The sequence below is a fragment of the Sphingomonas sp. genome (genome assembly GCF_030145815.1).
In the GTDB taxonomy this organism is placed as follows: Bacteria; Pseudomonadota; Alphaproteobacteria; order Sphingomonadales; family Sphingomonadaceae; genus Sphingomonas.
Genome location: NZ_JAIXHL010000005.1, coordinates 130,868 through 140,393, shown reverse-complemented (window position 1 = coordinate 140,393; position 9,526 = coordinate 130,868). Strand labels below are relative to the sequence as shown.

At 66.4% G+C, this 9,526-nt stretch carries 13 protein-coding genes; 3 read left to right on the top strand and 10 right to left on the bottom strand.

The window, feature by feature from the left end:
- The first annotated feature begins 20 nt into the window (after positions 1 to 20).
- Genes KYX69_RS06285 through KYX69_RS06275 form a run of 3 tightly spaced genes read left to right on the top strand, consistent with a single transcriptional unit; the run spans position 21 to position 3,044 of the window.
- Positions 21 to 1,178: an acyltransferase family protein gene (locus KYX69_RS06285; protein ID WP_300495101.1), complete on the top strand. Its 1,158-nt coding sequence runs from the start codon at positions 21 to 23 to the stop codon at positions 1,176 to 1,178.
- Between the two features lie 32 nt (positions 1,179 to 1,210).
- Positions 1,211 to 2,161 carry an isoaspartyl peptidase/L-asparaginase family protein gene (locus KYX69_RS06280; protein WP_300495220.1) on the top strand — a complete coding sequence of 317 codons (951 nt, stop codon included), beginning with the start codon at positions 1,211 to 1,213 and terminating at the stop codon, positions 2,159 to 2,161.
- A 10-nt stretch (positions 2,162 to 2,171) separates the two neighbouring features.
- Positions 2,172 to 3,044, top strand: coding sequence for a S1/P1 nuclease (locus KYX69_RS06275; protein WP_300495099.1), 873 nt, complete (start codon positions 2,172 to 2,174; stop codon positions 3,042 to 3,044).
- A 124-nt stretch (positions 3,045 to 3,168) separates the two neighbouring features.
- On the opposite strand, the gene KYX69_RS06270 is transcribed toward KYX69_RS06275, so the two are convergent.
- The 10 genes from KYX69_RS06270 to tolQ form a co-directional block, all read right to left on the bottom strand.
- A complete protein-coding gene (locus KYX69_RS06270) occupies positions 3,169 to 3,378 on the bottom strand; it encodes a PF20097 family protein (RefSeq protein WP_300495096.1) in 210 nt (69 codons plus the stop codon).
- Positions 3,379 to 3,485: 107 nt separating this feature from the next.
- Entirely contained in the window at positions 3,486 to 3,695 is a 210-nt protein-coding gene (locus KYX69_RS06265; RefSeq protein WP_300495094.1) for a toxin-antitoxin system HicB family antitoxin, read from the bottom strand.
- Between the two features lie 16 nt (positions 3,696 to 3,711).
- Positions 3,712 to 4,605, bottom strand: coding sequence for an SPFH domain-containing protein (locus KYX69_RS06260; RefSeq protein ID WP_300495091.1), 894 nt, complete (start codon positions 4,603 to 4,605; stop codon positions 3,712 to 3,714).
- 102 nt (positions 4,606 to 4,707) lie between these two features.
- The gene (locus KYX69_RS06255) at positions 4,708 to 5,007 is read right to left on the bottom strand and encodes a hypothetical protein (protein ID WP_300495089.1); all 300 of its coding nucleotides are present in this window, start codon (positions 5,005 to 5,007) and stop codon (positions 4,708 to 4,710) included.
- A gap of 80 nt (positions 5,008 to 5,087) precedes the next feature.
- On the bottom strand, positions 5,088 to 5,486 hold the full coding sequence (locus tag KYX69_RS06250; RefSeq protein WP_300495086.1) for a hypothetical protein: 399 nt from the start codon (positions 5,484 to 5,486) through the stop codon (positions 5,088 to 5,090).
- Positions 5,487 to 5,582: 96 nt separating this feature from the next.
- Positions 5,583 to 6,095: a peptidoglycan-associated lipoprotein Pal gene (gene pal, locus KYX69_RS06245; protein ID WP_300495085.1), complete on the bottom strand. Its 513-nt coding sequence runs from the start codon at positions 6,093 to 6,095 to the stop codon at positions 5,583 to 5,585.
- 87 nt (positions 6,096 to 6,182) lie between these two features.
- The gene (tolB, locus tag KYX69_RS06240; RefSeq protein ID WP_300495084.1) at positions 6,183 to 7,556 is read right to left on the bottom strand and encodes a Tol-Pal system beta propeller repeat protein TolB; all 1,374 of its coding nucleotides are present in this window, start codon (positions 7,554 to 7,556) and stop codon (positions 6,183 to 6,185) included.
- On the bottom strand, positions 7,557 to 8,372 hold the full coding sequence (locus KYX69_RS06235) for a cell envelope biogenesis protein TolA (RefSeq protein WP_300495081.1): 816 nt from the start codon (positions 8,370 to 8,372) through the stop codon (positions 7,557 to 7,559).
- Positions 8,372 to 8,806 (bottom strand): protein TolR, encoded by a 435-nt coding sequence (tolR, locus tag KYX69_RS06230; protein ID WP_300495078.1) that lies wholly within the window; start codon positions 8,804 to 8,806, stop codon positions 8,372 to 8,374. The genes KYX69_RS06235 and tolR overlap by 1 nt, the downstream gene beginning before the upstream one ends.
- Positions 8,806 to 9,519: a protein TolQ gene (tolQ, locus tag KYX69_RS06225; protein WP_300495075.1), complete on the bottom strand. Its 714-nt coding sequence runs from the start codon at positions 9,517 to 9,519 to the stop codon at positions 8,806 to 8,808. The genes tolR and tolQ overlap by 1 nt, the downstream gene beginning before the upstream one ends.
- Positions 9,520 to 9,526: the final 7 nt, after the last annotated feature.

The window sequence follows — 9,526 nt, the reverse complement described above, 5'->3', positions numbered from 1 at the left end:
GCCCCCGCTATGGCGCGCGGGTGGAACGGCATTATGGCATGGACTGGCTGCGGATCGGGGCGTTCGGCCTGCTGATCTTCTACCATATCGGCATGGTCTTTGTGCCATGGGGCTATCATGTGAAGACCGCCGATCCCGCCGGATGGGTGACGGTCCCGATGCTGTTTACCAACCCGTGGCGGCTGACCCTGTTGTTCGTCGTGTCGGGCTATGCCAGCCGCGCCTTGTGGCTCAAGTCGCGCGGGGCGGGACGGTTCGTTGCGGATCGCACCTGGCGGCTGATCCTGCCGCTGTTGTTCGGCGTCGCGATCATCGTCCCCCCGCAGGCCTGGGTCGAGTTGCGCACGCAATGGCCCTATCCGTTCGACTACTGGACCTTCTGGACCCGGCACTATTGGTATTTCGGCGATTTCGGCCCGATCATCTTGCCGACCTGGAACCATCTGTGGTTCGTCGGCTATCTCTATCTCTACACGCTCGGCCTGGTGCTGATCGCCAGCCTGCCCGGCGGCGATGTGGCCCAGCGGATGTTCGACCGGCTATTCTCCGGCACCCGCGTCCTGTGGTTGCCCAGCGCCTGGCTGCTGATGACTCAGGTGGTGGTTTTTCAGCGCTGGAGCGACAGCCATGACGTGATCGGCGACGGTGTCGCGCACCTGGCTTACTTCCCCGCCTTTCTGTTCGGTTTCGCACTCGCCGGGTCAAAGCCCGTAATGGCCTGGATCGCGCGACTGTGGAAACCGGCATTGGCGATCGGACTGGCTGCTTACGCCGTCACCGCCGCGATCGACATTGCCTATACCGGCAAGACGCCGTGGCTGGCGGAGCGGACGATGCTCGCCGCCCGCTACATTCAGGCGTGGATGATGATCGCTGCGCTGATCGGGATTGCAGAGGTCTATCTCAACCGCGACCACCGGCTGCGCCCGATGCTGACCGAGGCGGTGTTTCCCTTCTATTTGATCCACCAGACGATCATCGTCGTCGCGATGTACTGGCTGCTCAAACTCTCATTGCCTGCCGCGGTCGAGTTCATTGTGCTCGTCCCGGTGACGATGCTGGGCTGTTGGGTCTTCTACCGTTATGGCCGCGAAGTGCCGTGGCTGCGGCCGTTGATCGGGTTGCGCTATACCCGCCGCGTCGCTGCGCCGCCCAAACTGACCCCGGAGGCCGTATGAACCGCCTTTCCCTGCTGATCGGAGCCCTGTTGATGTCCGCCCCTGCTGCCGCCCAATCAAAGCCCGACTGGACGCTCGTCATTCATGGCGGTGCTGGCGTGCTCGAACGCGACAAGATGACGCCGGAGCGGGAGGCGGCGGCGCGCAAGGGGCTGGACGCAGCGCTGGAGGCAGGGTCGAAGGTTCTCGCCAGCGGCGGCAGCGCGCTCGACGCGGTCGAGGCGGCGGTGAAGGTGCTGGAGGACGATCCCCACTTCAACGCCGGGCGGGGCGCCGTGTTCACCTATGAAGGGACCAACGAACTCGACGCCGCGATCATGGACGGCGCGGACCGCAAGGCAGGCGCGGTCGCAGGTGTCACGCGGACCAAGAACCCGATCACCCTCGCGCGCAAGGTGATGGAGGACAGCCCGCACGTCATGCTCGCGGGCAAGGGCGCAGACGTGTTCAGCGCCGAAAAGGGCCTGGAGCAGGTCGGCCCCGAATGGTTCGCGACCGATGAGCGCCGCCAGCAGCTCGACAAGATGAAGGCGCAGAAGACCAGCTGGTTCGACGTCGACATGAAATACGGCACGGTCGGCGCGGTGGCGCGGGACAAGGCGGGCAACGTCGCCGCCGCGACCTCGACCGGCGGTGTCACCGGCAAGCGCTGGGGCCGCGTCGGCGATTCGCCGCTGATCGGTGCCGGCACCTATGCCGACAACCGCGCCTGCGCCGTCTCGGCAACCGGGGCGGGCGAGTTCTTCATCCGCGAGGGCGTCGCCCATGAAATCTGCGCCCGCGTCCGCTTCAAGGGCGAAAGCCTCAAGGCCGCGGCCGACACCGTCATGGCCGAAACCCGCGCGCTCGGCGGCACTGGCGGCGTCATCGTCACCGGCCCAACTGGTGAGATGGCGTGGAGCTTCAACACCTCTGGCATGTATCGCGGCAAGGTTTCCGCTGGCGGTGCAAAGACCGTCGCGATCTATGGCGACGAACAGTAAGGACAGCGTCATGATTCGTCGTATCCTCGCGCTGGTCGCGCTCGCCGTCAGCTTCGCCGCCACCCCTGCGCTCGCCTATTGGGAGTTCGGGCATCAGACCGTGGCGACCATCGCCTACAAGAATGTGAAGCCCGAAACGCGTCGCGCGATCGATCGCCTGCTGCGCCAACAGGGCCTGCTCGAAACCCCGACCTGCCCGGCCAAGACGCTGGAGGAAGCGAGCGTGTGGGCCGATTGTATCAAGCCGCTCGGCGCGCGGTTCAGCTATGCCTACAACTGGCACTATCAGAATGTGAACATCTGCAAGCCGTTCACGCTCAAGGGCAATTGCCCTGATGGCAATTGCGTGTCCGCCCAGATCGAGCGCGGCGTGAAGCTGTTGCAGGACAAGGATGTCCCGGTCCGCGAAAAGGTGATGGCGCTCGCCTTCCTCACCCATTTCGTCGGCGACCTGCATCAGCCGCTGCACGCGGGTGACAAGGGCGATCTGGGCGGCAACCGCGCACGCACCGATTACGGCATCTATGGCCCAGAGCGGCTCAACCTGCACAGCATCACCGATGGCTGGCTGGCCGAGCGCGCGATCACCTCACCCCCGCCGGTGGTTCAGGTCTATTCGGCCGAGGAACGCGCCAAGGAAAGCGCCGGCACGGTCGAGGACTGGAGCCGCGAAAATTGGCAGGCGGCGCACATGGCCTATGAGGCCGCATTCGACGGCGATCCCTGCCGCGCCGATGTGCCCGCACGCGGAAAGCTCGACGATGCCGACATCGAAAAGCTGGTCCCGATGATGCAGGCCCAGATCAAGCGCGGCGGACTGCGCCTCGCCCGGCTGCTCGACGAAGCCTTCGGTCCGCCACCGCCGGTGCAGCCGAAGCGATAAAGCCAATATTTTTCCCCGGCGAAGGCCGGGGCCCAGTTGCGATCGGCATCGGCTGGCGGGATGATTTTCGCGGGTGTCGATACTGGGCCCCGGCCTTCGCCGGGGAACAGGTCGGTGCAGCACCTCACCCCTTCGCGTACTGCTCCAGAAACCCGCAGCGCTGACAGCGCCACGTGGTCATCTCGACATAAGATTTGGGCAGCTTCAGCCCGAACCAGCCCTTGACCGGCGCGCCGCGATACCAGCGGCCCAGACCCGGCATATTGCTGCGCTCATGCGGCACATAGCCTTCCGCCATCGAACCCTGGCACTTCGGGCAGCTGTTCGAACGCATTTCGCAGATCCTTTCTCAGAGCGCCACCAAGCCGATGACAAGCATCACCAGCGAAGCGGCGAGCAACCAGATCAAGTGACGACGCGGGGCGAACAGGACGATCAACATCAGCTTTCTCCTTCCTCCTTCGGCGGCCGCCCGCGCTTCGCGCGCACCGGATCGGCCAGCTTGACGCCGCGCTTGGCCAGCGCCTCGCGCAGCAGGCATTCGACCTGCGCGTTGACGCTGCGCAGGTCGGTCGCCGCGCTCCGCTCGATCGCCGCATAGAGCGCGGGGTCGAGGCGGAGCGGGAACGCTTTCTTGGGTGGGGCGGCCATGCGCCTTCCGCTCCCGTTACTGGTACAAGGACCCGGCGTTCACCACCGGCTGCGTGTCGCGTTCGGAGCAGAGCACGACCATCAGGTTCGACACCATCGCCGCGCGGCGCTCGTCATCCAACTCGACGACATTCTTCTCCGACAGCTGCTCGAGCGCCATTTCGACCATGCCGACCGCGCCCTCGACCAGCGTCTTGCGCGCGGCGACCACCGCCTCGGCCTGTTGCCGGCGCAGCATCGCCTGAGCGATCTCCTGCGCATAGGCGAGGTGAGTGAGGCGGCACTCGTCGATATGCACGCCCGCGGCCAGCACGCGCTCCTGCAGTTCGACGCGCAGTTCCTCGCTGACATGCTCGGCATTGCCGCGCAGCGTCATCTCCTCATGCGTAAAGTCGTCATAGGGGTAGCGCGACCCGATCGCGCGCACCGCGCTCTCGATCTGGATATGCACGAACTCGCGATAGTCATCGACGTCGAACAGCGCCTGCGCCGTGTCGGCGACGCGCCATACCACGTTCGACGCGATCTCGATCGGATTGCCGCGCAGGTCGTTCACCTTCAGCCGCTCCGAGGTGACATTGTGGATGCGCACCGACACCTTGGACTTGATCATCCACGGCCAGGTCCAGCGCAGGCCGGTGGTGCGATCGGTGCCCTTGTAATCGCCGAACAACAGGATCGCCGCCGCCTGATTGGGCTGCAGCAGGTAGAAACCCGGTGCGACGAAGGCGAGGATCAGCACGCCGAGCACGAGCGCAAATGGCGCCCACGCCGCCTCGCCGATCTGCGGCGCGGACGCGATGATCCCGATCAATGCGGCAAGCGCAACGAGCAGCATGGCATAGCCGCTGGCGGTGGATGCGGGCCGCTCTGCACTGGAGCGAAGCGCGCGCGAATCGAAGTCGGACATTTTTGCCTCCCTAAAAAGATGATATCATATTTATATCGAATCGCGTGGCGTGCAAGCGGAATCAGATGGCCCCCGTCAGTCGCACCGACGGGGGCCGTTTGGTCACTTCGCGCCGACCTCCCACGCCAGCCAGCAGATCGCGAGGAAGGGCAGGACGATCGCCGCCGCCACCAACAACTGCCGCGCGATGCCCAGCCGGAACTGCTCGGGATGGTCCGCCTCGACCCGGCGGATCGCAGCGGCATGGGTGGGATCGCCCTTCAGCATACCGCGGTCGATCGCGGGGCCGGATTTGATGAAGGTGATCAGCTCTTCGCGCTCGCTCGGTTCGAGCGCAGGATAGCGGGTGAGGAGCCCCGCGATATGATCGCGCAGGCTGGTGTCGGTCATGGTCTCGTTCATGCTGAATTCCCGTTGCGGCGCGCGCGCACGCGCGCCAGCCGCCACAGGGGCGGCGTGTTCAATCGATCAGGGTTCGGGGTTCAGGCGGAGAGTGGCGGCGCGCGGGCGCGATAGCGCGCAGCGGGTGGCGCAACCGGCGCTGACTCCGCACGCGGCGCGGCGCGGCCAACCTGCGGAGCAGGGTAGGGCGGCACTACTGCTGCATGGTGCAGCGGCAGTGGCGGATCGCCATCGGGGCGATCCTGAGCCTTCAGCGAGCGGTGCGTCGCCGTCTTGAGCAGCGACGCCGGATCACGAAACTGGGCATGGACCGGAACCGGCGCGGTGAGCACCGCGGCGCGTAGCCCGGCGCTGTCCAGCTGCGGCAGCGCCGGGGTCCCGGCGATCGCATTGAACGCCAGCAACAGCCCCGCCAGCCACAGCCACAGATGGCGCGGCGCGCGGGTCAGCGCGGGACTGGAGGAAGGCTCAGGCGTCATGTGTAGGGACGATATAGGGAGGACGGCGCGAATTGCCCGCGCAAACAAAACGGGGCGCGACCATCGCCGCGCCCCGTCTGTTCCAGGTCAAACCGGTCAGTTGATGACGATGGTCACCGCGCGACGGTTCTGCGCCCAGCTGGCTTCGTCCGAACCCAGCGCGATCGGGCGTTCCTTGCCATAGCTGATCGTGGTGATCCGCGCCGGCGACACGCCACGCGCGGCGAGGTAGTTCTTCGCCGCATTGGCGCGACGGTCGCCCAGCGCCAGATTATATTCGCGCGTGCCGCGCTCGTCGGCATGGCCCTCCAGCGTGATGCGCGTGTTCGGATATTGCGTCAGCCACTGCGCCTGGCTGTCCAGGATCTGCCGCGCGCGCGCATCGATGTCGTACTGGTCGAAATCGAAGTTGATCGTGTCGCTGACGACATTCTGCTTGAAATGTTCGGCGGTGCCGGGCTGCGCGCCGCCGCCGCCCGGTCCGGGCGCGGGGCCAGGATCGACCGGGCCACCCGGGCCCGGCGGCAGGGTTTCGGGCCGCTTTTTCTGGCAGCCGACAACGGCAACGGCCATCGTCGCAACGATCAGGGCGGTCTTGAGCTTCGCCATTGGCTTATTCTCCCTTTGGCTTTCGTGAATTTCGATACCCCTGCGTAACGGACAGGGTGCGGGTGAGTTCCCGCGACGTCAACCACTTTACGGCCGTAGCGGTCCCCATGACGGATCGGAACCGTCCAATTGGGTCGGAATCCGTCGCGACGTGCTGCCGGTCAAATCGACCGACCAGATGTCGGACTTGCCCGACGGCCCCTGTGCACCACGCGAAAACAGCAGCACGCGGCCATTGGGCGACCAGCTCGGCCCCTCATCGCCCCAGGCGTCGGTCAGCAGCTTTTCGCCCCCGCCCGACGGGTTCATCACGCCGATGCGAAAGCCCCCGCCCATGCGCGTGAACGCGATCAGGTCGCCGCGCGGGCTCCACGCCGGGGTTGCATAGCGCCCGCCGCCAAAGCTGATCCGCTGCTGGTTCGATCCGTCAGCATTCATCACATAGAGCTGCTGGCTGCCCGAACGGTCGCTCTCGAACACGATCTTGCTGCCGTCGGGGGAGTAGCTGCCGCCGGTGTCGATCCCCGGCGCGGTCGTCAGCCGCTGCGGCGTGCCCCCGGTCGCCGCGATGCGATAGACATCGGCATTGCCCGCGACCGACATGGTGAACAGGATCCAGCGGCCATCGGGCGAGAAGCGCGGCGCGAACGCCAGGCTGACATTGGTCACCAGCAGCCGCTGCGTGCCGTTCGACAGGTCATAGACATAGAGCGACGGCTTGTCGTTCTGATAGCTCATATAGGCGATGCGCCGCTCGTCCGGCGAGAAGCGCGGGGTCAGCACGATCGACTGGCCGTTGGTCAGGAAACGGTGGTTGGCGCCGTCCTGATCCATGATCGCCAGCCGCTTGATGCGACGGTTCTTCGGCCCGGTCTCGCTGACATAGATGACGCGGCTGTCGAAATACGGCCCCTCGCCCGTCAGGCGGGTGTAGATCGCGTCGGAGCATTTATGCGCCGCCCGCCGCCAGTCGGCCGGGCGAACCACGAAGCCCTCACGCGCCAGTTCGGTGCCCAGCGCCACGTCATAAAGGTAGCAGCCGACGGTCAGATTGCCGTCGCCATTCGCGCGCACGAATCCCTGCACCAGCGCCTGCGCAGTCGCGCCGCGCCAGTAACCGAAGTCCGGCGCGCTCACCTCGCTTACCGGAATCGCGCGGACCCCGGTCGGGCCGAGCGGCTTGAACAGGCCGGAGTTGCGCAGATTGTCGGTGATGATCTGCGCGACCTGCCGACCCAGCGCATCGGTGCTGCCCGCGGGCGTGCTCACCACCTGCTGCGTCGGCATTGGCGGGACGATGATGGTCAGGTCCTGCGCGCTCTCATCGGTCACGTCGATGGTCGGCAGTTCCTGGCTCTCGGCCGCGGGGGCGGTCGGCTGGGCCGCCGGCTGCTGCTGGGCCACGGCGGGGGCCGTGACGAACACCGCCGTGGTCGCGGCGAAAAGGATGCGCAACTTCATTCACAGTCTCCTGTCGAAGGACAGTCGGAAGGCTTTCCAGCCGTCATAATATTCCTCGGGCAAGCCCTTGAACGGCGCTGCAAGCCGGATCGCGGCCAGCGCACGCTCCTTGTGCAACTCCTGCTGCGGGCGGTTGCTTTCGGTTTCGCCGGTCTGATCGACGATCCGCGGTTGCCCGGCGAGCGAGCCATCCTTGTTCAACCGCACCTCGACGATGGTGGCGAGCAGATTGACGTCGGCTCCGGTCGGCGCGCGCCAATGCGGCTTCACCTGCCGCCGGATCAGGCCGAAGATCGATGAACGGACCTCGGGGCCCATCTGCGCGGCCTGCGGCGTCGTCGCCTTGCCCTTGCTCGCCTGATCGGTCAGTCCGTCGACGATGCCGGTCAGTCGGCCCGTTGGCGTCGCATTCCTACGCTCCGTCTTCGGCTGCGCCTTGGCCGGGGCGGGGTTCGACTTCTTCGCTTCCGCCTTGGGCTGCGGTTTGGGCGCAGGGGCGGGGGCAGCCTTGGGCGGCGTCGGGTCGGGCTTGGCGATCGGCTCGGGCTGCGTTTCCGGCACCGGCGGCGGCGAATCGGGTTCGGGCGGTGCAGGGACTTCGGCCAGCCGCTCGGCCGGCGCTTCCTTCTCGATCACCGGCGCTTCGCTGACCAGACCCGCTTCATCGGTCAGTGACACTTCGATCGGCACCGGCTTGATGTCGAGCGGATCGACCTTGGGCATGATCGCGAGCGACAGCAGGGCGAACAGCGCGGCATGGCCGATCACGGCCACCCCGATGCCGATGCCTTCCCTGCGGTCGATCGCCACCGCCATCAGTTCTTGCCTTCACCCGTGGTGACGAGCGACACCTTGTTCAGCCCGGCGCGGTTGAGCTCACCCATCACGCGCATGACCTTGCCGTAATCCAGCCGCGTGTCGGCGCGCAGGAACACCTGCGGCTTCTCTTCCCCGCGCGCGCTCGCAATCTCGGCGAGCAGCCCGGGCAGCTGGCCATCGGCGACCTCGCTATCGTCGAGGAACACGGTGCCGCGCTCGTCGATCGAAATCTGGATCGGCTTCTGGTCCTGCTCCAGCGGCTTGGCGCGGCTTTCGGGCAGGTTTACCGGCACGCCCGCGGTCAACAGGGGCGCAGTGACCATGAAGATGATCAGCAGCACCAGCATCACGTCGACCAGCGGCGTGACATTGATGTCCGCCATTGGCGCGCGCCGCCCCTTGCCGCGCGAGGAGGGGAGCTTCGCGCCCATCAGAGCAGCGGCTTGCCGCCCGCCGGCGCGCTGTCGAGCTGGCGGCTAAGGGTTGCGTGGAAGCCATCGGCAAAGCGGTTCAGCCGCGCCTCGACCTTTTCGATGCCATGGCTGAAGCGGTTATAGGCGATGACGGCGGGGATGGCCGCGAACAGGCCGATCGCGGTCGCGAACAGCGCCTCGGCAATGCCCGGCGCGACCACCGCGAGCGACGTGCTCTGCTGCCCCGCAATCGCGGTGAAGCTGCGCATGATGCCCAGCACCGTGCCGAGCAGCCCGACGAACGGCGCGGTCGCGCCGACCGTGGCGAGGATGTTGAGCCGGTCCGACAGCCGATCTACCTCCAGCGCGACCGCCGCGCCCATCGTCGTCGCCAGCCGCTCGCGCGTCCCGTCCTTGTCGAGTGCGCGCCCGCCGGTCGAACGCCGCCATTCGGTCACGCCCGCCGCGAACACCCGCGCAGTCGGATGATCCTCGTCCCCGTGCAGCTTGTAAAAGGCGTCGATATCGTCGGTCTTGCGATAATCGCCCTCGAACCGCTCGGCGGCCTTGCGCGCGGCGGCGATGCGCCCGCGCAGCGACAGGATGATCGCCCAGGTCCAGATGCTGGCAAGCACCAGGCCGACCATGATCGCCTTCACGTCCCATTCGGCCTGCAGGAACAGCCCGATATAGGACGCGCTGTCGAATTTCAGATTTGCGAACCAGTCCATGTGTCGC

Excerpts from the sequence above, each read along its gene's own strand:
- KYX69_RS06235 (WP_300495081.1), bottom strand. The coding sequence starts at position 8,372 with ATGGCGGTGGCGATCGACCGCAGGGAAGGCATCGGCATCGGGGTGGCC.
- KYX69_RS06265 (WP_300495094.1), bottom strand. The coding sequence starts at position 3,695 with ATGGCCGCCCCACCCAAGAAAGCGTTCCCGCTCCGCCTCGACCCCGCG.
- pal (WP_300495085.1), bottom strand. The coding sequence starts at position 6,095 with ATGGCGAAGCTCAAGACCGCCCTGATCGTTGCGACGATGGCCGTTGCC.
- KYX69_RS06270 (WP_300495096.1), bottom strand. The coding sequence starts at position 3,378 with ATGCGTTCGAACAGCTGCCCGAAGTGCCAGGGTTCGATGGCGGAAGGC.
- tolQ (WP_300495075.1), bottom strand. The coding sequence starts at position 9,519 with ATGGACTGGTTCGCAAATCTGAAATTCGACAGCGCGTCCTATATCGGG.
- KYX69_RS06280 (WP_300495220.1), top strand. The coding sequence starts at position 1,211 with ATGTCCGCCCCTGCTGCCGCCCAATCAAAGCCCGACTGGACGCTCGTC.
- KYX69_RS06250 (WP_300495086.1), bottom strand. The coding sequence starts at position 5,486 with ATGACGCCTGAGCCTTCCTCCAGTCCCGCGCTGACCCGCGCGCCGCGC.
- KYX69_RS06255 (WP_300495089.1), bottom strand. The coding sequence starts at position 5,007 with ATGAACGAGACCATGACCGACACCAGCCTGCGCGATCATATCGCGGGG.
- KYX69_RS06260 (WP_300495091.1), bottom strand. The coding sequence starts at position 4,605 with ATGTCCGACTTCGATTCGCGCGCGCTTCGCTCCAGTGCAGAGCGGCCC.
- KYX69_RS06275 (WP_300495099.1), top strand. The coding sequence starts at position 2,172 with ATGATTCGTCGTATCCTCGCGCTGGTCGCGCTCGCCGTCAGCTTCGCC.
- tolB (WP_300495084.1), bottom strand. The coding sequence starts at position 7,556 with ATGAAGTTGCGCATCCTTTTCGCCGCGACCACGGCGGTGTTCGTCACG.
- tolR (WP_300495078.1), bottom strand. The coding sequence starts at position 8,806 with ATGGGCGCGAAGCTCCCCTCCTCGCGCGGCAAGGGGCGGCGCGCGCCA.